Genomic DNA, 23,351 nt, shown 5'->3' with positions numbered 1-23,351 from the left:
GCTTCGGATGGACCGAAGCCCCGTAATAAAAAAGTAACTTCCATGCATAAAAAAATCAGGATCATTTTGGTAGCTAGCGTCATCGCGGCCGTCGGGGGGATAGCGGTGGCTGCCCGAGATGGCAAGGATGAAAGTAAACCAGCAGCACCACCAGCTGGCGCACCGATGGCACCGCAGGTGCCTGTGGCTGAGGCCATCACGCGCACAATCACGCCGTCAACTGAGTTCACCGGCTTTTTGGCCGCACCGAAGGTGGTCGAGTTGCGCTCGCGTGTGGGGGGGGCCGTCGACGCGGTGAGCGTGCCCGAGGGAAGTCTGGTACGCAAGGGGCAATTGTTGTTCCAGATTGACCCACGGCCTTTCCAAGTCGCGCTCGACACCGCCACGGCGCAGTTGCGGCAGGCTGAGGTGCTGTCCAGTCAGGCTCAGGCCGACTTTGATCGTGCCGAGCGGCTTGTTGCCACTGGCGCCCTGTCTCGGAAGACCTATGACGATGCAGTCTCCGCACGCAATGCGCGTCAGGCGCAGGTACAGGCGGCAAAGGCCACAGTCGCAGCGGCGCAGCTCGACCTGTCCTACGCGCGGGTATCGGCACCAATTGCCGGGCGCGTGGACCGAGTGCTGGTGACCGAGGGCAACCTGGTCAGCGGCGGCGGTGCAGGAGCAGCCACGCTACTTACCACGATCGTGTCCATCGATCCTGTGCACGTCTATTTCGACATCGATGAGGCAACCTACGTCAATGTGGTGAGCCGCTCGAGACCTGGTTCAGGGACTCATGCTTCGTTGCCCGTTCAAGTAGGCTTGAGCACTGACAGAAACTTTCCGTACAAGGGCGTGCTCGACTTCGTCGGCAATGCGATTGATAGAAGTACCGGCACGATCCGCGCTCGCGCGGTCGTCCCCAACCCTGATGGACGGCTGACGCCTGGGCTGTTTGCGAGGGCCAAGCTCTCCACCGCAAGCTCTCGGCAGGCCGTCCTCATCGACGACCAAGCGGTTGGCACCGATCAAGGCCGAAACTATGTTCTGGTCGTGGGTGAAAACAACCAAGCTCAGTATCGTCCGATTGAGCTGGGTCCCGTAGTCGACGGTCTGCGCGTTATAAACGGTGGCCTGCAGGGTGGCGAAAAAATCATAATCAAAGGCCTCGTACGACCTGGTATGACTGTCACGCCGCGCATGGTGCCCATGCAGGGGCCGGCAGCACCGGCCGCCGGCGCTCCCGACGCGACTAAGACTGCGGCTAGTGCCCCGGCAGTCCCTGCGGAGTCTGCCAAGGCCGCTGGGGCGGCTGGGGCCGATCAGGTCAAGGCTGACAGCGCAGCTGGCTCAGCGGAGGCTCGCAAATGAATTTCCCCCGTTTCTTCATCAACCGCCCTATCTTCGCAATCGTCCTTTCGGTGCTGATGCTGATCGCGGGCGCGATCAGCTACTTCCAGTTGCCACTGAGCGAGTACCCTCAGGTTACCCCCCCAACGGTACAGGTCACGGCGAGCTATCCCGGCGCCAATCCGCAAGTGATTGCCGACACCGTGGCATCGCCGCTAGAGCAAGCCATCAACGGCGTGGAAGGCATGATGTACATGCAGTCCCAGATGTCCACGGACGGAAAGATGGTGCTCACCATCTCTTTCGAGCAACACATCAACGCCGATATCGCGCAAATCCAGGTGCAGAACCGGGTGTCGCGTGCGCTACCCCGGTTGCCACCCGAGGTCCAACGCATCGGCGTTGTGACTGAGAAGACCGCGCCCGACATCCTGATGGTTGTGAACATGCTATCGCCAGGGGATCGTTACGACCCGCTGTATGTGTCCAACTACGCGATGCTCAACGTCCGTGACGAACTGGCACGCCTGCCGGGCATCGCCAACGTGTTGCTTGGTGGTGAGGGTGAGTACGCGATGCGGGTCTGGCTCGACCCCGAAAAGGTTGCGTCTCGTGGCATGACCGCTAGCGATGTGGTCGCCGCCATTCGGGAGCAGAACGTGCAGGTTGCGGCCGGCTCTATCGGTCAGCAGCCTAACGCCTCGTCTGCCTTTCAGGTCACCGTCAACGCACTCGGGCGTCTCACCACCGAAGAGCAATTCGGCGATATCGTCATCAAGGCTGGCACCCACGGCCAGGTTACACGCTTGCGCGACGTGGCACGTGTGGAGTTAGGTGCGGAGAACTACACCATGCGCGCCCAACTTGATGGCGGCAACACGGTTGGCATTCAGATCCTGATGACGCCTGGCTCCAATGCACTAGATGTGTCTAGCGCGGTACGCGCGACGATGGATCGTCTACAAGCAAGCTTTCCAGAGGGCATCGAGTACAAGATCGCCTACGATCCTACGGTCTTCGTGCGGGCCTCGCTTCAGTCTGTAGCGGTCACGCTGCTAGAGGCGATTCTGCTGGTGGTGATCGTGGTGGTGCTGTTCCTGCAATCCTGGAGAGCGTCGATCATCCCGCTGATCGCCGTGCCGGTCTCGCTGGTCGGCACCTTCGCCGTAATGCACATGTTCGGCTTCTCGTTGAACACACTGTCATTGTTCGGCCTCGTACTCTCAATCGGCATTGTTGTGGACGACGCCATCGTCGTGGTAGAAAACGTGGAGCGCCACATGGCACTTGGCGAGTCGCCCAAGGACGCAGCGCTCAAAGCCATGGACGAGGTTACTGGCCCGATCCTGGCCATCACCTCGGTGCTGGCGGCGGTCTTCATTCCCTCGGCGTTCCTGTCTGGGCTGCAAGGCGAGTTCTATCGCCAGTTCGCGCTGACCATCGCGTTCTCGACCATCCTATCGGCGATCAATTCGCTCACACTGTCGCCCGCGCTGGCCGCCATCCTGCTCAAGCCGCATCATGGCGCGGCCCAGCCCGATCGAGTCACGCGCCTCATCGACGGCCTGTTTGGTGGCTTCTTCCGCCGCTTCAACCGCTTCTTTGACAGCGCCTCGAATGCTTATGTCGGAGGCGTGCGCCGCGCAGTTCGCGGAAGTGCTGTGGTGCTGCTGCTCTATGTCGGTTTCCTGGGGTTGACGTGGCTGGGCTTTCATAAGGTACCTGCCGGCTTTGTGCCCGCACAGGACAAGTATTACCTCGTGGGCATCGCCCAGCTTCCGACTGGTGCCTCGCTGGACCGCACCGACGCGGTTGTCAAGGAAATGAGCAAGATCGCGCTTGCCGAGCCTGGCGTCGAAAGCGTGATGGCATTCCCCGGCTTCTCCTTCAACGGCCAAGTGAATCAGCCCAACACCGCGCTGGTGTTCGCCATGCTCAAGCCCTTCAACGAACGAAAGGACCCGTCGTTGTCGGCGTTCGCCATTCAAGGCAGGCTCATGGGCAAATTCAGTCAAATACCGGACGGCTTCGTCGGGATTTTTCCTCCGCCACCGGTGCCTGGCCTGGGTTCAATGGGCGGCTTCAAGTTGCAGATCGAAGACCGTGCGGGCCTGGGGCCAGACGCACTTGCACAGGCCCAAGGTCAGATCATGGGCAAAGCCATGCAAGCGCCTGAGCTGGCCAACATGTTGGCCAGCTTCCAGGCCAATGCTCCACAGTTGCAGGTGGACATCGACCGCGTAAAGGCCAAGTCGCAAGGTGTGTCGCTGACCGAAGTTTTTGACACGCTGCAGATCAATCTGGGCTCGCTTTATGTCAATGACTTCAATCGATTTGGCCGAACTTACCGAGTGATGACGCAGGCCGATGCGAAGTTCCGTATGCAGGCTGAAGACATTGGCATGCTGAAGGTGCGGAACGCTTCGGGGGACATGATCCCGTTGAGCGCGATCGCGACGATCTCACGTAGCTCCGGTCCCGATCGAGTGATGCACTACAACGGGTTCCCATCAGCTGACATCAGCGGCGGACCAGCACCGGGCTATTCGTCTGGCCAGGCTACTGCCGCGATCGAGAAGATCGTGAGCGAATCGCTGCCGGACGGCATGACCTACGAATGGACTGACTTGACGTTCCAAGAAAAGCGGGTTGGCAACACCTCCATCTACATTTTTGCGTTGGCAGTGCTGTTGGCATTCTTGTTCCTGGCAGCTCAGTACAACAGTTGGTCGCTTCCATTCGCTGTTCTGTTGATCGCGCCCATGGCGTTGCTTTCGGCGATCGCCGGTGTTTGGCTTACGGGCGGCGACAACAATATCTTCACGCAAATTGGCTTCGTGGTGCTCGTAGGCCTGGCAGCCAAGAATGCAATTCTGATCGTGGAGTTTGCCCGTGCCAAGGAGAGTGAAGGTGTCGATCCGTTGGCGGCCGTGCTTGAAGCGGCGCGGCTGCGGCTGCGCCCGATTCTGATGACGTCACTGGCTTTTATCGCTGGCGTGATACCGCTGGTGCTCGCGAGTGGAGCGGGTGCCGAGATGCGTCACGCAATGGGTATCGCTGTGTTCGCCGGCATGTTGGGCGTGACGGCATTCGGTCTGGTGCTCACGCCGGTGTTCTACGTCGTAGTGCGCAAGCTGGCGTTGCGTCGTGAAGCCAGTCAAGCCCGCGTCGGTATGAGCGACAAGCATAACGGCCAGGAGGAATTTTGAGATGAAGAAACCTTTCGCACTCACACAACCTGCCAAGAGCTTGGCACCGGTAGCTTTCGCGATAGCGTTAGCCGGTTGTTCCATGGCACCCAAGTACGATCGGCCGCCAGCGCCGATTGATATAGTATATCCTTCGGGCGCGGCCTATGCAGAACCGGCGAAAGCGACGCCAGAGGCCCCAGTCACGGACGCGGCCGATATCGGCTGGCGAGATTTCTTCCGCGACCCGCTGTTGCAACAATTGATCGGTATCGCGCTGGAGAGCAACCGCGACATGCGCAAAGCTGCGCTCAACGTTGAGGCGGCGCAGGCACTGTACCGCATTCAGCGCGCTGAGGTGCTCCCGAACTTGGGGGTATCCGGCAGAGGGGCCGCAGAACGACTGCCAGCCGATCTCAGCAACACCGGCGCTGCCGACGTCGTGCGTCGTTACGAGGTTGCTGGGGTGACCGCTGCCTGGGAACTGGACGTCTGGGGCCGTATCCGCAGCCTCAGCAACCAAGCGCTGGCTTCCTACTTGGCTATGGACGAGACTCGCATAGCGACGCAGATGAGTTTGATCTCTGAGGTTGCTAACGCCTATCTCACGTTGCGGGCTGACCAGGAGTTACTGCAGTTAACAGGCGAGACGCTCGGCACGCAAAAGCGTTCGCATGAACTTACTGCCCAACTGTTCGAGGCTGGCAATGCCACGCAACTTGACGTGCGCCGCTCGGAAATTGTACTGCGTACAGCCGAGGCCAACTTCGCGGACTACACACGTCAAACGGCCAAAGACCGAAACGCGCTAGTGCTACTGCTCGGCCAGCCGCTGACGCTTGAGCTGTCGCAGCAACTTGACAAAGCCATAGTGCTGCCGGATGGCATCGTGCCGACCGAACTGCCCAGTGGCCTACCTTCTGAGTTGCTCGTGCGCCGACCGGATGTGCGCGCGGCCGAGCAGGTACTTCTGGGTGCCAACGCCAGTATCGGAGCAGCGCGAGCCGCTTTCTTCCCCACCATCAGCTTGACGGGTTCGGCGGGGACGGCAAGCGCATCGCTTGATGGGCTCTTCGAATCGGGTTCGCGCGCCTGGAGCTTCTTGCCGCAGATTACGGTGCCTATTTTCCGGGGTGGCGCGTTGCGCGCCAATCTGGATGTGGCGCACGTAAAAAAGCGCATCGAGATCGCCAACTACGAGAAGTCCATTCAAGTTGCTTTTAGTGAAGTGGCTGATGGCCTTGCCGGCAAGCGAACACTTGATGAGCAGATTCGTTCAGAGCAATTCCTGGTTGCTGCTAGTCAGGGCATGTATGACCTGGCCGAGCAACGTTTCAGGGAAGGTGTGGACGATAACCTCACCTTGCTTGACGCGCAGCGTACGCTGTACAGCGCGCAGCAGACGTTGGTGCGTACGCGTCTGGCTCGGTTGAGCAACCTTATCGCGCTCTACAAGGCTCTGGGAGGCGGGTGGACAGAGAGCACACCAAGTGGTGTGGCGCAAGCGAGTCGATAGTTAGTTTTTCCCTACTGGCACTGGTATTGGATATTCGTACCAAGAAATGACGCATGGTGGCAGTCGCCTCCATGCGTGTGTAGATGAGTATGAAAACCGGCGAGCTTGCAAAGCTAACGAGGACTCCCTGGGTTCTACGAGGCTCAGGGTCTTTTACCTGCTCCTGATCGTTATAGCAACAACTAAAGGCAATAAAGGCAGGAGCAAGTTGAGCGGTTGCAGCTTATACTAAGTTGCAAAGTATTAGGTATCAGTCTGGAGCAGATCCGGACTATCTCAGGGGGTAGCTTTGACCGACATTTTTGATGTATTACAGGTAAATTTGGGATCGCTTTACGTCAATGATTTTAATGGATTTGGCCGTACCTACCGTGTAATAACTCAAGCTGATGCCCCATTCCGTATGCAGGCAGACGATATTGGATTATTGAAAGTCAGGAATTCTGCTGGTGATATGATCCCTTTATAAGTATTGATCAATATCAAACTAACTTCAGATCCTGATCGCGTTATGAGATACAACGGCTATCCATCCGCTGATATTACGGGAGGTACTGCATCAGGATATTCTTTTGGTCAGGCTACAGATGCTATTGAGAAAATAGTTAAGGAAAATCTACCTGAAGGTATGGCGTACGAATGGACTGATCTGACCTATCAGGAAAAATTAGCGGGCAATTCCGCACTGTATATTTTCCCATTGGCGGTATTCTTTGCATTCTTGATTCTTGCCGCTCAGTACAACAGTTGGTCGCTTCCATTTGCTGTGCTGCTTATTGCACCAATGGCACTCCTTTCTGCAATTGGCGGTATATGGATCTAAACGGTGATAATAACATCTATACTCAAATTGGCTTCGTTGTTTTAGTCGGGCTGGCCGCAAAAAATGCCATTTTAATCGTTGATTTTGCAAGGACTCAGGAGAATTAGTGACGATCACCGCTTGGGGCCGTACTCGAGGCAGCGTACTTACGTTTGCGTCCTATTTTGATGACTTCTCTTGTATTTATTGCTGGTGTGATATCTCTTGTACTAGCTAGTGGTGCTGGAGCAGAAATGCGTCACGCCATGGGTATTGCAGTGTTTGCCGGTATGCTTGGTGTAACCTTCTTTGGATTACTACTTACGCCGGTGTTTTACGTTATAGTAAGAAATCTGTCATTAAGAAAAAACGCAGAAAGTATAGTCAATCTTTAGTGAAAAGATATCAGAGTGAAATGAGTTTAGACCTTGACCTTACAACAGTGGAAAGCCCTACAATCAGAAGTACTCAAACCAAACTGGAGGTATATAAATGCAATTTCATTTAGAAAATATGACATGTGGGGGCTGCGCCCGGACGGTAACTAAAGCAATTAAGGATATAGACCCAGAGGCTACAGTTTTAACTGATCCTCCGACTCGTAAGGTGACGGTAAAAACTTCATTATCAGTTGAAAAGGTCTCCTATGCTCTAATTGAAGCAGGCTTCCCTCCTCGGGATTAGTATTTTCCTTTTACGGTTGCCTCCTGAATGAGGCAACTTTAAATTTCGCATTCAGGGCATTCATTCATAGACTGGACCTTAAGAATTAAGCCCATGCAGTATCCCATCTAACGTGATGTTTTGTTTGTCTTTTGACTGTTGGGCTTTTTGGGCGTTCTTCGTTATATAACGGGTCGCCCAATCTATCCTCTCCGCTATTTCTGACCATGCGTGCTGGCTGATGCTTTCAAGATCGGCAACAGCCAAATTTCCACATTTTTGGCGGCCTTGAATAGCTAGACTGATGGCATGATTTGAAGAAAGACGCTTCGCCGAATGATCAGAGCGAGCAGGCTTGACCATACCAAACCATCTACAATCGCTTTCTGTGCCGCCATAAATTTCTGCAAGTTTGTATGGGATTTCAACTCTTTGAATCGCAACTTCACCTGCCAGCGACAACGATAGATTGCCATAACATCATCCGCTTAGTAGGTTTCCCGCGGGAGGTTGATAAGCCAGATGCAAAATCGTATTTCTCCGGCAAAACAGAGCCTTATTACTCTGAATATCTGCTTTCCTCGACGAACTTGCAAATCGAGCGTAAGCGCCTCATAAACCGCGCATTCTAATCACCTAACACGCAGAATAAGATCAAGTCTCCAACCATAAGGAGATTTAAAATGGCAAACGATGCACCAACCAATAATGGCAAACGCTAATCAAGCAATCTGAATCGAGTTCATTATCAACACTCACATTTTGTAAGCTCAATCAACTCAATCCCTCAACGTTCTCTGCCAAGCGCCAGCAACTCAACAACACTGGCGCATCTCAAGGTTTTGTTAGAGCAGAAGTCGTTGAAAAGATAACTCAATATCAGGCCCAAGTGGCAACCGCCAACATGACACTCTTCGTCAATGATATCGAACTGCGCAATCCCCAATGCACGCCAGTAAGTAACCTGGCTGAACTCATCGGTGCGCTATCATGAAAGGCATGCTGAGCTCACTAGAGATTTATCTGTATCGTGAAAGTGTCGATTTTAGAAAGTCCATCAACGGCCTTGCCGCGATTATCGAAAGTGACACCGATTTACCGTTAGTAAGTGGCGCATTATTCCTGTTCACCAAAAACAGCGCGATAAAATCAAAGTGTTGTGCTGGCGTGTGCCACGAACAAAAGGTTAATACCTTTTGGATCTGTATTTCTGATGAGAGAAGGCCTCTCGAAATCTACCTGTAGGGGGCGGTTTCAAAACCACCAAGTGCTTCTGTAAAGTGCGGTTTGGAGACTTATCTGATCGCTCATTCAACACTGAGTTCACCTTCGCAGGTGATCTACACTTCGGAGCAGCTATTTAGTAAGGTATTCAATTCTTCAATCTATCTAACCGAGTCCACATAGGACAACTGCATAGACTGGAGCCTCGATTTACATTAACGAGGACTCCTCATGCGAAAACTATCTCCATTTATTCTGGCGCTTGCGCTGTCTCCTTTTGTTCAAGCTGAACCTGTGTCTGAAGTGTCGCCCGTTGGCAAAATTGACGGCATGGTTTCTTTACCTGTCACGGGTATGAAAGCGGTCGAAAGCAATAACCGTATTATTTTTATGTCAGACAGTGGCCGGTTCGTCATTGATGGCACGCTCTATGATGCCTGGTCCAAAAAGCCGCTTACCAGCCTTGAAGAAATTCGAGAAGCGGGAAACACGCTGGACTTAAGTCGCCTTGGCTTAAAAATGGCTGATTTGAACCCACTGACTTTAGGCGAAGGCAAAAAGAAAGTGGTGGTCTTTGTTGACCCTCGGTGCCCACATTGCCATGAGCTTTTGAAACAAGCCCTGCCGTTAACCAAAGAATACACCTTCCAAATTCTCCCTGTGCCAGTGCTTGGTCCAGATTCAGAGCGTCAGGTTCGCCAGCTTGGCTGTGCGCGTGACAAGAAAGCGGCCACCGATGCATTGCTGAATGGCCGGATTGGTAACCTAGAACAGGATGATGCCTGCAACTTAGAACCAATGCAGCGTACCTTGGTGACGGCTCAAATTCTGGGCATTCAAGGTGTGCCTTTCATTGTCGCCAATGATGGTCGCATCAGCCGAGGTCGTCCTTATGACCTTTCTGCTTGGTTGGAGGGGCGTTAATGAAAGCCTCTTTGTATTCAGGACAACGCGCTTCAGAGCTATTGCCAGTATTGGCCTATTCAGACGATGAGCAACTGTTTTTCATGGAAGACCAAAGTGTTGGCTTTGGTTTTCTATGTGACCCATTGCCGGGTGGTGATGAGTCTGTTGCAGACAGGGTTAATGTTCTACTCAACAACGACTGGCCAAAAGACACTTTGCTGCAATTTGGCCTTTACGCCTCGCCTGATATTCAAACCGACCTTCAGCGCATGATGGGCTTACGGCATCGTCAATCTGATCCATTGCTTAGGGCGTCGATACGCAAACGTGCGGATTTCCTCGATGGGGGCACGGTTCAATCGATAGAAGAATCGACCCAGACTCAGGTACGCAACTTTCAACTGATCGTCACCTGCAAATTGCCTTTGGAAAGTCCTATTCCGACGGAGCGTGAGTTGAGTCGAGCATCCGCGCTTCGGGCTTCTTTCTCGCAAGCGCTGGCAACGGTTGGTTTTCGCGTCACTGAGATGACTGACCGAAACTGGCTCGCGGCAATAAGTGCTCAGCTTAACTGGGGAAAAGATGCTTCCTGGCGTAATCCATCACCAATCCGCAGTGAGGCAGATAAACCACTTCGGGAGCAAGTGTTGGATTATGACCGAGCTATCAAGGTGGATAGCCAAGGTCTGATGCTGGGCGATTACCGAGTTAAAACCTTATCGTTTAAACGCTTGCCTGAGCGGATCTGGTTTGGTCATGCCGCAAGTTTTGCGGGCGATATGATGACGGGCAGTCGCGGTTTACGCGGCAGCTTTTTGCTAAATGTCACCATTCACTTTCCCTCAGCTGAGGCGATGCGATCTCGTTTAGGGGTTCTAGGGATTTTCCCCTCTAAAGTAACATAGAACGCTACAGGTATTATATTATATGGTCTGTGGCGGTGGGTTACCTTCCAATATTCTGCCATCTTATATAAACACCATCAATCATATTGGCGTTTATTCATCATGGCAATTAGTAATGAACTCTCGATTCTGACTCAGGCAGAACAACGAGACTTGTATTCAGCACCTCAGTTTTCTATTGAGGAACAACGTTTGTATTTTTCGCTAAACGATGTAGAACAGGCCGAATGCCGTACTATCAGGCTTACTAAACATCGTTGTTATTTCGTGGCGCTTCTGGGCTATTTTAAATCTAAGCCAGTGATCATTGCTCCGAGTTTCCGTGATATCAGTATCGACATGCAGTTTATTGCCTCCCAAATTCAAAGAGGTAAAGGGATCAGGCCTTTCAGTGTCAGTAAAATGCAGCGTGACCGTATTTACTCAAGGATACTGCGTCTACTTAATTACATTAAGTGGAATGAAAAACAGCACCTCAATGCTCTGTGCCACCACCTGGTTTACATTGGTCATACCTGGCTGGAGCCTCGACACCTCTTTGATGCGGCCATTGAATACCTTGCCAGCCATAACATTGCCATTCCTAAGTACTCCGTGCTTCAAAGACTGATAAGCCGCACAATGCAACAGGTCAGAAAAGACCTGACGCTCCAACTGAATCAACTTACCAGTAATGAACTTAACGTCTTTCTGGACAACATAATCACTACTAAAGACGACGGGCTGAGTCTGAGCCATCTCAGGGGTGGTGCCAAAAGTCTGACCGTGCCTGAGCTTAAAAAAGAGCTCGCCATTTACCACCGGTTAGCACCATGGCACACGCAAATAAATGACGTTGTGGACAGGCTCAATCTGTCGCTAAAAAATCGACAACACTTCAGCGGCCTTATTGATTACTACGGCAGTAAAGTGCGGCGCTTCAAACGCTCACAGCAGCACCTGTGGTTACTGTGTCATCTGACAGAGCGCATGCAACTTGCACTGGAGCGCCTGACGGATGGGTTTGTTTACCATATCCGAAAACAACAGGAAGCCGCCAACGCCTTTGCACAACAAGCAGTGTTCCTGTCCTGGCAGTCAGCTGCGGACAATGTCACGAAAGCGGCAGAGCTACTTCACCTGTTTGTTGACGAGAATATTGATGACAATCAGCCCTTCTCAGTAGTCAGACAACAGGCATTGAAGGTCATGAATGACAGGGATATCCAGACCCTCTGCCTTTACCTGAAAAAACAGAAACGGACCGTGGAAGAGTACCAGTGGCAATATTATGACGAACAACGAAACCTTCTGGAACAGTTGTTAAGACCAGTGTTCCTGTGCCTTGAATGTGAGGCCGGTAAAGGCTCAGAAGCCGTCGTCGCCCAACTTCAAAAGATGCAAACGGAAATTGTATCCGGTGAATCACTGATGACAATGGATACGTCGCTTATCCCCAAAAAGCACCTCCCATGGCTGGTGAAACAGGATAACGTTAATCCGCAACGTTATGAATGGCTGCTCTACCGGCAGTTAACTTCACGACTGAACGGACGTATTTATCTGTCAAATGTCACCAAATACCGGGCACTGGAAGACGACCTGATCCCCCAAACATCGCAGGATGCACTGCTGGAGTCATCAACGCTGGACAGACTAAAACAACCTGTTGACGCATTGTTACAGGAGAAACAACATCGACTGGAAAGCGCGCTCAAAGACGTGGCGTGCCATATTGATGAGGGAGATAATCGCAATGTAATCATGAAAAATCGCTCGGGCACCCGCTGGCACCTGCCAACAAAAGGCGCTACATCTCTGGTCAACAATCCCTTCTTTAAGCGAATGCAGCCAGTCGGTATCGCGGATGTCCTGCGGTATGTTGAGCGCGAAACCGGGTTTATGCGATGCCTGACACATGTGCTGCCAATACAAAAACAGGGAACTACTCATCAGGATGATTTACTGGCCATTCTGATTGCTAACGCCACTCACCGTGGTGTGTATGGTATGGCGCAGATCTCCGACCGCAGTTATGAACACCTGAGTACAGTACAGGCTAACTATATCCGACCTGAAACGCTGCATGATGCCAGCGACGTGATCAATAATGCGGTGGCTTCATTACCCATCTTCCGCCACTACCATATTCAGGAGGACCAGTTGCACGCCAGTGCGGATGGTCAGAAATTCGAAACGCATCTGGAAACGTTTAAAACCCGGTATTCCTCGAAGTACTTCGGTACCAATAAAGGGATCACGGCCATGACCCTGGTCGCCAATCACAGCGCGCTGAATGCACGGATAATCGGCTCCAACGAGCATGAATCACACTATATCTATGATCTGTTGCAATCCAACAGCAGCGATATCAAACCTGACGTACTCTCGACAGATACACACGGTGTCAATCACGTCAACTTCGCTTTATTGGATCTATGCGGCTACAGCTTTGCACCGCGATACGCGCAATTTAACAGCGTCATCAACGATCTGTTTGAGGTGACTGAAAATGAACAATGTAACACCATACTGGCGCTAAAGAAGCCTATCAGAACGAATGTTATTACAACGGGATGGCAAGATATCAGGCGTATTGTTCTGTCACTTCAGACAAAGCGGACGACACAAGCAATGCTGGTGAGAAAGCTGTCTGGTTACCCTTCTGGACACCCAATATTACAGGCTCTGACGGAGTATAATCGACTGGTTAAAGCGCAATATTTACTTGACTACATCGACGATGCCAGTTTGCGGCAGTATGTGCAACGTGCCCTGAACCGGGGAGAAGCATGGCACTTCCTTAGACGAGCCATTGCGTCGGTGAATGGTGATCAGTTCCGTGGCAAAAACGAGTCTGAAATCGCTATCTGGAATGAATGCGCAAGATTGCTTGCCAATGCGCTCATCTACTTCAACTCCGCGATACTGAGTCATCTTCTGGGACACTTTGAAGCGACAGGTGATGAAGAAAAAGCGGCTATCACTCGTGCTGTTTCGCCCGTTGCATGGCAAAGTATCAACTTAAGCGGGACGTATAACTTCACCAATACCGGAAAATTGCCTGATATTAGTGAAATTACGAAGCCAATCGTGGATGATTAAGCTTGGAAACGAAAGTAACCCACAGCTGGAGGCTATATAATACAAAGCCTGTAGCATTCTATGTTACTTTAGAGGGGAAAATCCCTAGAACCCCAATTTGCTCGCTTTCAGTGCTGATGGTAGCGCCAAGAATCGGTGCCGCCACCTGAACGATGTTTCAAGGTGGAGGCCACATTCTTCGGCACATTTACGCAATGGCTTACTGTCCAGCATACAGCGAATATATTCTAACCAAAGCTCTTTGTACCTCAGTCGAGCTAGCGGTGTCGCCGTTGTCGCTACAAAGGTTTTGCCGCAGTTCTTGCAGCGATAACGCTGCATCTTGTTTACCTTGCCGTGCCGATTGATCAGTGAGCTATGGCAGTGCGGACATTCAGGGTTTTCAACCATCCGCTCCTCAAGCTCTGTTATCAACTGTGAGACGCTATCAGTGCCTTTCAGCAGCTTCTCAACATAACGGGTTTGACTATCTGTTAAGTGTTCTAACTCGGCTATAAGCTTTGTAAATTGTGCTGGGATCATGATCAACCCTCAATAACTGTATTCATATACAGTGTAGCAACAATTTAGCAGAACATAGCCAATAAAAAAGCCCGTAAGGGCTTTTTTATTTTTAGCCCTAAACCACCTACTTCAGTAGGTGGTTATCATGCATGGTAGGGCTTTGCCCGTATACCTACCCATGTTAAATCTCCCTTTGATTTTTAGCGAAGTCAAAAAGGAAATTAACATGAGTAGATACGAGCAAGCATCGCATGTGTTCTGGCGATGTCAATATCACATAGTTTGGACGCCGAAGTATCGGTTTAGGGTTTTGAAGAATAAATTAGGCAAAGATGTTTACAGGTGTATTCACGTGTATTGCCAGCAACTCGGCTGCATAGTAGTGGAGTTGAATGTACAGATTGACCATGTCCATCTGGTAGTAAAAATTCCTCCAAAGTTATTCATATCGAATTTAATGGGAGCTTTAAAAGGAAAAATAGCATTGAAGCTATTTAGCAAATATCCGCATTTGAGAAAGAATAATACCAATTGCCTTAAAAGTTTGATCTAATGGCAGTATTTATATTCGAGTGATTTTCATATGCATACTGCCGACGACTTTAAACAATTAGCAAAGCAGACATCCAACGGCCAATTACGGACCCGCTATTTAGCTTTGTATCATTTCAAGAAAGGAGAAACACGTACTCAGATAGCCGCTTACCTCGGGGTTGCCAGAGGCAGTGTTAATACATGGGTATCCAACTATCTGGCTCACGGACTTGAAGGCCTGCAATCCAAACCTAGTCCGGGTAGACCCTGCCAGCTCTCCGTCTCTCAGCGAGAACAGGTCGCACATTTTATTGAAGAAAACGCGGTTAAAAAGGAAGGAGGTCGTTTGATTGCTCAGGATGTACGACAATACATTAGCGACACCTTCCAAATCGACTATCAGTTGCGAAACGTATACCGCATCATGGATACGCTCGGTTTCAGTTGGATAACCAGCCGCTCTAAACACCCTAAACAATCACAGCAAACCCAAGATACTTTTAAAAAACTTCCAGTTGGAAACGATCCTTCACACTCCAGGTCATCTCCCTCTGGATCGCGTTGACGTCTGGTTCCAAGACGAAGCACGATTCGGTCAGCAAAATCAGACGTCCAGAATATGGGCTGCGAAGGGCAGCAGACCAAGAGTGGTAAAGCAACAGCAATTCGATTATGGCTATATCTTTGGTGCGGTGTGTCCGAGCAATGGCAATACCCAGGCGCTTATCAGCCCTCTTGTCAATAAAGAGGTGATGAAGCAGCATCTGAAATTGATCAGCGAAGCGACAGAGCCTGGGCGTCATGCCGTTGTTGTGATGGATGGCGCTGGCTGGCATACATTTGACACGGCCAGCCCATTTACCAACGTCAGTCTCGTAAAACTCCCAGCCTATTCTCCGGAGCTGAACCCGATGGAACAGGTATGGCAATGGCTACGGCAGCGTTGCTTATCAAACCGGGTATTTCGAGGTTACGAAGAAATAGTAGAACAGGTCTCTCGTGCCTGGAATACATTCATTGAGGATGTTGAGCGAGTCAAAAATCTCTGTTGGAGAGAGTGGACAAATTTGGTCAATTAGTTAATGCAATTGGTATAAGATGTGGGGCAACCACTTTTGGCAAAGAGGCTACTTCGTTGACTCAGTTGGGATAAACGAAGAGATCATAAGACGGTATGTTCGTCACCAAGAGAAGGTTGAAAGACAAGAGCAAGCTCAGCTAGCCCTTGAATAGAAGGCCCCCTTTTAGGGGGTTAACGCAAAGCCACCTTCTTTAGAAGGTGGATTCTTTACTGTCTGTTACTTTGGAAGTTGTAGGTCATGGTAAGTGATATGCGAGTTTCATTGAAATCAAACACATCTCTGCCTATCCCGCTGGTATTTTCATTATCCAAATAACGTACATCAGCACCCACAGATAAGCTTCTCGACAATCTGTTGCGAATGCCGATGGAGTACATGCTTGCATCAGTATCGCGCCCAGCGTCGTCGATTGTATTGTTAATCTGTGAAAACTGAAAACGACTATAAATGGAAGTTCTTGAGCCAACCTCAAGGTTTGCGTTCAATCCGATTAATTTCTGGATTTGCTGACGGTTGTCAATACTGTATTCCGTATCGATATATCTGCCATCCAATGATAGCTTTAAGTTTCGCCGTTGATAACCAATACTACTACCAAGCTGGCGACGTAAGATAACCTGGTCGGTTAATTCCGTGATTAACTGGCTAAATTGAACTACCTGTTCCCCTGGCTGTAATTCGTAATTCAGGGTATCAGGCTGGAAACAGTCGAGAATATCGACTGAACCCGCGGGACAAACAAAAGTTCCGGCATCGGCAACATCGAACATCATAGTTGAAAATGTTGTGGTTCGCTCCTGGTAGGAGATTGATGTACGTATTCGTTTGGTGCCGTGGTTGAGGCTAAATGTCGCAGCTTCGCCATAATAGCGGCGATTATACTGAGCCTGAACACTGGTGCGCGGCGAAAATTGCCAACTAGTAGATATTCCTACAAAGGTTTTTCCATCGTCTTCACCTTCAGTGGATATCTTATTGAGCGTAACATTGAAAAAGCGGCCTTCAGCGGGACGATAGTTTAAACCGACCCCGTAAGTATTAAACTTTGAAAACTGATTGTTGAAACGAGCAAAGAAGTTCTGCAATTCACCTGCAATGTCATTTTCTTCGTGGGTAGCTGTGAGCAAGAGCCCAAAATCATAGTAAAGGTTATAACCAACTTCAGCATTTACGAATAACGATTCAAATTCTCCTCGGTCCTGCCGATCGGTTTTACGATAGGTTGCATTAGCACGCCAGTAAGCGTTTCTGAACCAATCGCCATTCACCAATGAAGCATTTGCCGAAACGCCCTTAGAGTCAATAAACTGATTAAAGGGGGAAGTACTGTCGCCTTCTACTTCTTCAAGTGTGTTATCAGACTTCGTTTCCATATACTGGCTGGTTACGCTTAAACCCCAAATGTCACCGCGAGGTACGTTCAACCTGGCTCCAGCACTGTGCGTGGTTATCTTGGTCAAGTCATCCGAATTTAGGAGATAATCGGAGGAAATGTAAGTTTCCGGACGATAGGACTGATATCCTTGAGAGCCGCTGCCGAAAATCTGAAATACGTTATCAATGACACTGAGATTGCCAGCATAGTTGAATTCCGTGAAATTAGTCGAACTACTGCCTTCATCAAGTTCGAAACGTTGATAAAGGTGAGTAGCGGACACGGTAGCACTGGCCTTTTTGCTGGTATAAATCCCGGTTAGAGTAGGAGAAATCTGTAACGCGTTTCTATCTTCGTAGCGGCTATTTTCACTCTCTGTGTCAAAAGATTGATTTACCAGAGATGCATCTACGGCACCCCGAAATTGGATGTCAGCATATACGTTAGCACTAAACGCTACCGCCACAGCTGTCGCGATAAATGCCGGGCGAAATGTATTAATCCTTTCCACAAGCTGTCCTTTATCGCTGTCTATTCAGAGGGACCACTACCGTAGTAGTAGCCATAGTAATTACCATTATCGGCGCTTTCGTTAACAGCTTTGTTAACCACGAAACCCACCGCCATATCAGGGTTGAGCCTGTCGACGATATTATTAATATCGTTTAACTTGGTTCGGCCCTCCTCAGTAACTATAACCGCCTGACCGGCAAAACTCGCCAGTACTGCTGATTCATTAATACCAATTAATGGTGGGGTATCGATAATGACAATACGATCAGGATAACGATTGGAAAACTCATCAATCGTCTCGTTCATTCGTTCGCTGGCTAATAACTCAGTAGACAAATGATGCGTTTGACCAGCAGGGATAATTCTCAGTTTATCTACGTTAGTACGATAGAGCACATCAGAGATATCCTTGTTTTCATCCAACAGATATTCCATAAGGCCTTCGCCGGGATTTACCCTCAAGGTTCTGGTAACATTTGGCTTAAGAACATCAGCATCTACTAATAGAACGGTTTTATCCTGTTCTGCGGCAAAGCTTAACGCTAAGTTAATTGCTGTAAAGGTTTTACCTTCTGATGGGCGCGCGCTGCTCACCATAATGATGTTGCTGTTATTGAGTGTCTTCGACAGTGCGCCAAAAGCATTTCTTAGCAACTTACGCTTAATTTCCCGGTATTCTTCGTTAATTAATTTTCGAGCATTGCTGACAGAAACAAAGCCTCTTTCATCAAGTTCTTCGAGGTCTATGGTCAGGCGCAACGCCTCATTATCCGCATTAACTGCAGCCCCAGGCTTTGACTTTGCTGGTGTTGGCTTGGTTTTGACCTGTCCCTCTGTTACTGGTGTTTCAACAGGCAGATCAGTTTTTGCCGCCTGTTGTTTTTCCAGGGTACGCTCAATGGTAGATGATTTCTTGTCTTCCTGAGCACTCTCTGCTTGCTGAGCGGCCTGCCTGGCTGCAGCTTCTCTTTGGCGCTGCAAGGCTTTTTCTATTGTGTTATTAGCCATTATAGGAACCTCTCTACCAGGTTAACATGCGCTACTTCTGCTGCCAGCAGGATAGCATACATGGTTACAATTGCCCCGGAGGATAAGATAAACAGGAACACTCGTAAACGGTTTCTACGTTGGATCTGCTTCAGGTTTAAATGCGTCACCGCACCTAAAACCGGGAACGATGTAAGGGCTGTTAATTGTCTGCCACGGACCAGCACTGGCCTGATTTGACTGATAGCGAATGCTAGTGCAACACCCATACCGAAACCAAGAACAAGAATACCTGTATAATACACGAGTCGTTTAGGCCCCGTAGGTGTATCTGGCACCAACGGTGGTTCGATAATTCTAAACTGCAACTCTTCGGATGATACATCGGCGCGACGTGAAAGCTCTGCCGCTTCTTTTCTACGTAACAATTCTTCATATTTCTGCTTAGTAATACCGTAATCACGATTCAGAGCAGTGGACTCCGCTTCAATTTGCGGGACCAGATCAATTTTGTTTCTTAGTTCCTGAATTTTAGCTTCAAAATCACTCTCCCTGACTCGCAGCGACGCGATTTGACCTTCGAGACGGCTAATCTCAAGCTTTAATTCTGTGGCAAGCGGACTTAAGTTTGTATCGTCTCCGTCTTCGGCTGTTTCGCTAAAGTAAGCTTTCAGTTCATCCTGGCGCGATTGTTCGAGCGAAGCTAACAAGCTCTTAGCTTCAATCACATCGGGATGCTTATCGGTGAATCGCAACTTTAACTGGTCGATTTTCTCTTCCAGAGATTTGATTCTGTTATCGTAGCGGGTTGTAATCACCGGCGTGTTATCGCCCTGACGAACATCAAATCCATCAGTAGCCCGACCTGAAGTCATTTGGCTTTTAAGCGATGAAACTTGTTGCTGTAATTCTCTGATTTGCAATCGAGTGCTTTCCAGATTGCTGTTTGCTCCCTGGAGTGTCGAGTAGAATGAGCCCGAAACCGGTAATATATCATTGTAGCGACGCTGGAAATCAGCAAGGCGTTGTTCAGCTTCGATTAGGCGGGTTTCATATTCTGAAATCTGCTCATCCAGAAAGCGACTGGCAGTATCGGTATCCCTACGGTTGTTACCTAAGCTTCCCTCAACGAACAAATCCAGTGTTTCCTGAACCACACGTTTAGCAAGTTCTGGATTGCGGTTAGAGTAGGAAATATTATAAATATTATTTCTGCCAGTTCTGTCCAGCCTGATATTTTTGCTAAGCGTATTAATCAGATTGGTGTAGCCCTCAGCAGTATTTACTGTAATGTCGAGGTCGGACTCCCTGGCGATAATCTCGATGTTGGAGCGACTTAACAGCGTCTGTGCCATCATCGCAATTTCTTGCTGAGGATTGGTTTGTATTGCTAAACCACTCAACAAAGGTTGAAGCATCGAGCGGGTGTCAACAAAGACAACAGCTTGAGACTTATAAACATCGGGCATCATTGCCACATAGCCAAATCCGATAGGGCAGATTAGCCACGAGCAAAGCATAATGTAGCGCTTTTTTAACCAAATCCCACGAATATAATCGAGGACCATCTCAATAGTTTGTTGCAGTTCCTGCATGATTTCGTCCGTTTACCGCTAATTAGACACAGTGATTACGATTCTGATTTCTAGAACCATGCTTCTGGAATAATAACGATATCACCAGGTAACATATCCACATTTTTAGAAATATCGCCATCGCGAATTAAGTCGTCAATGGCGATTTTGTATGTACTTTGGCGCCCATCCACAACTCGAATAAGCTTTGCATCGTTGCCGTCAGCGAATTCGGTCAAACCACCCACAGCGATCATTAAATCCAGCAGCGTCATATGCTCTGTGTAGTTAATTGCTGTTGGGTTGGTCGCTTCACCGATTACGCGAACCTGTTCGCTTAACGGACCTGAAAAACCGTTTACGCTCACGGTAACTCGAGGGTTGTTGATGTAAGTCGATAATTTTTCTTCGATTTCTCTTGCCAGCATTGTTGGGGTACGACCTGAAACATCCAGATCTTCAACCAGCGCAGTAGTAACCTTACCATCGGGACGAACCACGAAGCTTCCTGAGATTTCAGGGTTACGCCAAACAAAAATTGACACATTATCACCCGGGCCAATCAGATATTTGTAGTCATTAACATCCGTGGTGAGTGAGGGACGCGTGGTAGCCTGGGGTAGACTGCTGGTTCCACTACATCCGGTCAGTAAAGTTCCCAGTGCAGCCGCAGCGAGTAATAACCTGGTATTTACCTTTTCCATGCTTTTCTATCCTGTACTTAACAAATTAATTGACGGGTGACGTCTCAACTTATCAGACTTTTTGAGTCTGTTGTTAAAATTTAGTCACTAATATAATGCGATAGTGAGCAATTAGTCTATCTCATTCAAAAAAAATGTCATATCATAAATCCCGACAGCGGAAATTACGTCAATAACAGGCTGGTAAAAGACAATATGGCAGTTGCAAAAAACAGACAGAATAAGCGTTCTAACGCGTTGGTTATCACAGAAGCTTTGCTTGTTTCGTATGTGGGTTACATTACCAGCTTTATTTTGGTTCAGCTAAACCTGATTGCTGAACCTGATATCGAAAATCTGACAATTAATATCTTTCTGATCACGCTTTCAGTGCTGCTTTGCTCATTGTCTGTGGGTCTTTATGAAGCAAAGCTCCGAGAGACCTTCAGGGGGATTATCCGGCGTATCTTTGTGAGCTTGGGCCTGAGCTATTTTATTGTCGAAATTCTCACCGGCACTCTGTTTGCCTCGCTGGACATGCACTCTTACTATCTGCCCACCGCAATATGTCTGAATATTATCGCGCTGGTTTTTTTCCGATATTTTACTAATCGTCTTGGTTTGTTGGGACTCGGTCGTGTTCGTTTGGTTGTACTCGGAGCCGGAGAACGGGCATCGATTATAGAAAAGCGGATGCGACGTGATGTCGACCGTTTGGGTTTCGAACTACTTGGTTTTGTGCCCGTGCCGGGAGATAACCGGGAAGACGGGATAAAAAATGAAAAGATCATCCACGTTAAAGTAGATGAAAGTCTGCGTAATTTTGTGGTTGAAAATGACATTGAAGAAATTGTAATCGCCTGCGACCAACGACGGGGTACATTGCCAATAGAAATTCTGTTCGATTGCCGTTTACGCGGTATCGAAGTCACGGATTTGCTGGATTTTATGGAACGGGAAACCGGCCAGATTGCGGTAAACCTCATGTACCCGAGCTGGGTCATCTATTCCAACGGTTTCCATTCGCAAAACTATCTGCGTGATGCGCTTGACTATTCGATGAACGCAGTGCTTGCGTTGTTTGTTTTGTTCTTTACCTGGCCCTTTATGCTTATTACAGCGATGATCATCTACCTTGATGATGGACGCAGAACGAAAACCTCAGTGTTCTATAAACAGGAGCGTGTTGGGCAAAACGGGCGGTTATTTAAAATTATCAAGTTTCGCAGTATGCGGCCCGATGCCGAAAAAGACGGGGCAAAGTGGGCAACCAAGAACGACAATCGGGTTACCCGCATTGGTGCTTTTATCCGTAAATACCGAATCGACGAATTACCTCAATTGATCAACGTATTCAAAGGCGAAATGTCTTTCATCGGACCACGTCCGGAGCGCCCGGAGTTTGTTGAGCAACTGGTCAAAGAAGTGCCATATTACAACCAACGCCACAACGTTAAGCCCGGCTTAGCCGGCTGGGCGCAGCTTAATTATCCTTATGGGGCAAGTGTTGAAGACTCCATGGAAAAGCTTAAATTTGATTTATATTACGTAAAACACCAAAGTCTGCTGTTGGATATCCTAATTTTGATAAGAACTGTTGAGATTGTTTTGTTCGGAAAAGGGCGTTAGTTGTGAGTGTTGCAGACTCTCGCTTAAATGCAATGACAGTAGATGTGGAAGATTATTTCCAGGTGTCCGCCTTTGAGTCGGTTTTTACGCCTGATGACTGGCCGGATATTCCTCTGAGAGTCGAGGATAACACCAACAGACTACTGGATATTTTCGCCGAAAATAATGTTAAGTCGACTTTCTTTACCCTCGGTTGGGTGGGAAAGCGCTGCCCGAACCTGATTAAACGGATTGTAGATGAAGGACATGAGCTGGCTAGCCATGGTTTAAACCACCGACGTGCGACGACCATGGACCGTCAGGCTTTTGTTGATGACGTTCAAACCAGTAAGGCTATTTTAGAAGATGCCGGCGGCGTAGCGATAAAAGGCTATCGGGCCCCCAGCTTTTCTGTAAATGATACGAACCAATGGATTTACGAAGTCCTGGTGGAACTCGGCTTTACCTATTCCTCAAGCACCTACCCGGTTGTACATGACCTGTATGGCGTTCCAGACTGGCCACGATTTAAGCATGAGAGACCTGAAGGCATCACTGAAATTCCGGTGCCGACGATTATCAAGAAAGGTAAAAATGTCGGGATCGGCGGAGGTGGTTATTTTCGTTTGTATCCCTATTGGTTATCCAGAAAACGAATTGAACGATTTATGCAGACCGAGTCTGCGCCTTACAGTTTTTATTTCCATCCATGGGAAATTGACCCCGATCAGCCTCGAATAAATGAGGCGCCACTGAAGTCCAGGGTTCGCCATTACATTAACCTGAGCAAAATGGAAGGCAAACTCAAACAACTTCTGGCTGATTATCGCTGGGGTACAATGCAAGACGCTTACGAACTTAAATAATATCG

The 23,351-nt window shown here is 49.2% G+C and carries 15 protein-coding genes and 8 pseudogenes; 17 read left to right on the top strand and 6 right to left on the bottom strand.

From position 1 onward, the window contains the following. Positions 1-42: 42 nt before the first annotated feature. The 7 genes and pseudogenes from AC566Q_RS17675 to AC566Q_RS17645 all read left to right on the top strand — a co-directional run bounded on the left by AC566Q_RS17675 (position 43) and on the right by AC566Q_RS17645 (position 7,522). Complete coding sequence (locus AC566Q_RS17675; protein WP_011788493.1) at positions 43-1,353, top strand: efflux RND transporter periplasmic adaptor subunit; 1,311 nt, start codon at positions 43-45, stop codon at positions 1,351-1,353. Further along, positions 1,350-4,541, top strand: coding sequence for an efflux RND transporter permease subunit (locus tag AC566Q_RS17670; protein ID WP_499608906.1), 3,192 nt, complete (start codon positions 1,350-1,352; stop codon positions 4,539-4,541). Before AC566Q_RS17675 ends, AC566Q_RS17670 begins: the two co-directional genes overlap by 4 nt. A 1-nt stretch (position 4,542) precedes the next feature. Then, positions 4,543-6,036 carry an efflux transporter outer membrane subunit gene (locus tag AC566Q_RS17665; RefSeq protein WP_011788495.1) on the top strand — a complete coding sequence of 498 codons (1,494 nt, stop codon included), beginning with the start codon at positions 4,543-4,545 and terminating at the stop codon, positions 6,034-6,036. Positions 6,037-6,249: 213 nt separating this feature from the next. Continuing rightward, positions 6,250-6,342: pseudogene (locus AC566Q_RS17660) on the top strand (hypothetical protein); the annotation flags it as partial. Then, positions 6,326-6,859: pseudogene (locus AC566Q_RS17655) on the top strand (efflux RND transporter permease subunit). The pseudogenes AC566Q_RS17660 and AC566Q_RS17655, both read left to right, overlap by 17 nt. Beyond that, positions 6,850-7,233, top strand: a pseudogene (locus AC566Q_RS17650) (efflux RND transporter permease subunit). Before AC566Q_RS17655 ends, AC566Q_RS17650 begins: the two co-directional pseudogenes overlap by 10 nt. 97 nt (positions 7,234-7,330) lie before the next feature. Beyond that, positions 7,331-7,522 (top strand): heavy-metal-associated domain-containing protein, encoded by a 192-nt coding sequence (locus AC566Q_RS17645; RefSeq protein ID WP_015066565.1) that lies wholly within the window; start codon positions 7,331-7,333, stop codon positions 7,520-7,522. Between the two features lie 78 nt (positions 7,523-7,600). Here AC566Q_RS17645 and AC566Q_RS17640 read toward each other — a convergent pair. Further along, a pseudogene (locus AC566Q_RS17640) lies at positions 7,601-8,103 on the bottom strand (IS4 family transposase); the annotation flags it as partial. A gap of 119 nt (positions 8,104-8,222) precedes the next feature. Between AC566Q_RS17640 and AC566Q_RS17635 the strand changes: the two are divergent. The 5 genes and pseudogenes from AC566Q_RS17635 to AC566Q_RS17615 all read left to right on the top strand — a co-directional run bounded on the left by AC566Q_RS17635 (position 8,223) and on the right by AC566Q_RS17615 (position 13,620). After that, positions 8,223-8,495: a hypothetical protein gene (locus AC566Q_RS17635; RefSeq protein WP_071979591.1), complete on the top strand. Its 273-nt coding sequence runs from the start codon at positions 8,223-8,225 to the stop codon at positions 8,493-8,495. Further along, entirely contained in the window at positions 8,492-8,746 is a 255-nt protein-coding gene (tnpB, locus tag AC566Q_RS17630) for an IS66 family insertion sequence element accessory protein TnpB (RefSeq protein ID WP_011788498.1), read from the top strand. Before AC566Q_RS17635 ends, tnpB begins: the two co-directional genes overlap by 4 nt. Before the next feature lie 210 nt (positions 8,747-8,956). Next, complete coding sequence (locus AC566Q_RS17625; protein ID WP_015066567.1) at positions 8,957-9,649, top strand: DsbC family protein; 693 nt, start codon at positions 8,957-8,959, stop codon at positions 9,647-9,649. Then, positions 9,649-10,500 (top strand): annotated as a pseudogene (locus tag AC566Q_RS17620) (conjugal transfer protein TraC); the annotation flags it as partial. The gene AC566Q_RS17625 and the pseudogene AC566Q_RS17620, both read left to right, overlap by 1 nt. 138 nt (positions 10,501-10,638) lie before the next feature. Then, a complete protein-coding gene (locus AC566Q_RS17615; RefSeq protein ID WP_250245381.1) occupies positions 10,639-13,620 on the top strand; it encodes a Tn3 family transposase in 2,982 nt (993 codons plus the stop codon). 93 nt (positions 13,621-13,713) lie between these two features. Here the strand turns inward: AC566Q_RS17615 and AC566Q_RS17610 are convergent. After that, a pseudogene (locus AC566Q_RS17610) lies at positions 13,714-14,142 on the bottom strand (IS1595-like element ISAma5 family transposase); the annotation flags it as partial. Between the two features lie 208 nt (positions 14,143-14,350). Here AC566Q_RS17610 and tnpA point away from each other — a divergent pair. The 3 genes and pseudogenes from tnpA to AC566Q_RS17595 all read left to right on the top strand — a co-directional run. Further along, positions 14,351-14,647: pseudogene (tnpA, locus tag AC566Q_RS17605) on the top strand (IS200/IS605 family transposase); the annotation flags it as partial. Between the two features lie 60 nt (positions 14,648-14,707). Continuing rightward, positions 14,708-15,737, top strand: a protein-coding gene (locus AC566Q_RS17600) for an IS630 family transposase (RefSeq protein WP_499608887.1) whose coding sequence is annotated in 2 segments (ribosomal slippage) — positions 14,708-15,162 and positions 15,161-15,737 — 1,032 coding nt in all. Because the reading frame shifts where the segments join, the coding sequence is not laid out codon by codon here. Positions 15,738-15,753: 16 nt separating this feature from the next. Beyond that, a pseudogene (locus AC566Q_RS17595) lies at positions 15,754-15,891 on the top strand (transposase); the annotation flags it as partial. 55 nt (positions 15,892-15,946) lie between these two features. Here AC566Q_RS17595 and AC566Q_RS17590 read toward each other — a convergent pair. The 4 genes from AC566Q_RS17590 to AC566Q_RS17575 are packed head-to-tail and all read right to left on the bottom strand — an operon-like array spanning position 15,947 to position 20,893. Further along, positions 15,947-17,626 (bottom strand): porin family protein, encoded by a 1,680-nt coding sequence (locus tag AC566Q_RS17590; RefSeq protein WP_499608884.1) that lies wholly within the window; start codon positions 17,624-17,626, stop codon positions 15,947-15,949. Positions 17,627-17,646: 20 nt separating this feature from the next. Continuing rightward, the gene (locus AC566Q_RS17585) at positions 17,647-18,636 is read right to left on the bottom strand and encodes an XrtA-associated tyrosine autokinase (RefSeq protein ID WP_105933918.1); all 990 of its coding nucleotides are present in this window, start codon (positions 18,634-18,636) and stop codon (positions 17,647-17,649) included. Then, complete coding sequence (locus AC566Q_RS17580; RefSeq protein WP_105933917.1) at positions 18,636-20,210, bottom strand: XrtA system polysaccharide chain length determinant; 1,575 nt, start codon at positions 20,208-20,210, stop codon at positions 18,636-18,638. Before AC566Q_RS17580 ends, AC566Q_RS17585 begins: the two co-directional genes overlap by 1 nt. Before the next feature lie 50 nt (positions 20,211-20,260). Then, entirely contained in the window at positions 20,261-20,893 is a 633-nt protein-coding gene (locus tag AC566Q_RS17575; protein ID WP_105933916.1) for an XrtA/PEP-CTERM system exopolysaccharide export protein, read from the bottom strand. A 195-nt stretch (positions 20,894-21,088) separates the two neighbouring features. Here AC566Q_RS17575 and AC566Q_RS17570 point away from each other — a divergent pair, with 195 nt between their 5' ends. After that, the gene (locus AC566Q_RS17570; RefSeq protein ID WP_105933915.1) at positions 21,089-22,501 is read left to right on the top strand and encodes a TIGR03013 family XrtA/PEP-CTERM system glycosyltransferase; all 1,413 of its coding nucleotides are present in this window, start codon (positions 21,089-21,091) and stop codon (positions 22,499-22,501) included. A 32-nt stretch (positions 22,502-22,533) separates the two neighbouring features. Next, the gene (locus tag AC566Q_RS17565) at positions 22,534-23,346 is read left to right on the top strand and encodes an XrtA system polysaccharide deacetylase (RefSeq protein ID WP_499617546.1); all 813 of its coding nucleotides are present in this window, start codon (positions 22,534-22,536) and stop codon (positions 23,344-23,346) included. Positions 23,347-23,351 lie beyond the last annotated feature (5 nt).

The organism is Alteromonas sp. H02 (assembly GCF_059682525.1).
Note: the sequence above shows the minus strand (reverse complement) of the source record. Positions and strands in the feature narration are given on the sequence as shown.

Bases quoted from the DNA above. Each gene is read 5' to 3' on its own strand.
- AC566Q_RS17585 (WP_105933918.1), bottom strand. From the start codon at position 18,636: ATGGCTAATAACACAATAGAAAAAGCCTTGCAGCGCCAAAGAGAAGCT.
- AC566Q_RS17645 (WP_015066565.1), top strand. From the start codon at position 7,331: ATGCAATTTCATTTAGAAAATATGACATGTGGGGGCTGCGCCCGGACG.
- AC566Q_RS17565 (WP_499617546.1), top strand. From the start codon at position 22,534: ATGACAGTAGATGTGGAAGATTATTTCCAGGTGTCCGCCTTTGAGTCG.
- AC566Q_RS17625 (WP_015066567.1), top strand. From the start codon at position 8,957: ATGCGAAAACTATCTCCATTTATTCTGGCGCTTGCGCTGTCTCCTTTT.
- AC566Q_RS17570 (WP_105933915.1), top strand. From the start codon at position 21,089: ATGGCAGTTGCAAAAAACAGACAGAATAAGCGTTCTAACGCGTTGGTT.
- AC566Q_RS17580 (WP_105933917.1), bottom strand. From the start codon at position 20,210: ATGCAGGAACTGCAACAAACTATTGAGATGGTCCTCGATTATATTCGT.
- tnpB (WP_011788498.1), top strand. From the start codon at position 8,492: ATGAAAGGCATGCTGAGCTCACTAGAGATTTATCTGTATCGTGAAAGT.
- AC566Q_RS17675 (WP_011788493.1), top strand. From the start codon at position 43: ATGCATAAAAAAATCAGGATCATTTTGGTAGCTAGCGTCATCGCGGCC.
- AC566Q_RS17670 (WP_499608906.1), top strand. From the start codon at position 1,350: ATGAATTTCCCCCGTTTCTTCATCAACCGCCCTATCTTCGCAATCGTC.
- AC566Q_RS17665 (WP_011788495.1), top strand. From the start codon at position 4,543: ATGAAGAAACCTTTCGCACTCACACAACCTGCCAAGAGCTTGGCACCG.
- AC566Q_RS17615 (WP_250245381.1), top strand. From the start codon at position 10,639: ATGGCAATTAGTAATGAACTCTCGATTCTGACTCAGGCAGAACAACGA.
- AC566Q_RS17575 (WP_105933916.1), bottom strand. From the start codon at position 20,893: ATGGAAAAGGTAAATACCAGGTTATTACTCGCTGCGGCTGCACTGGGA.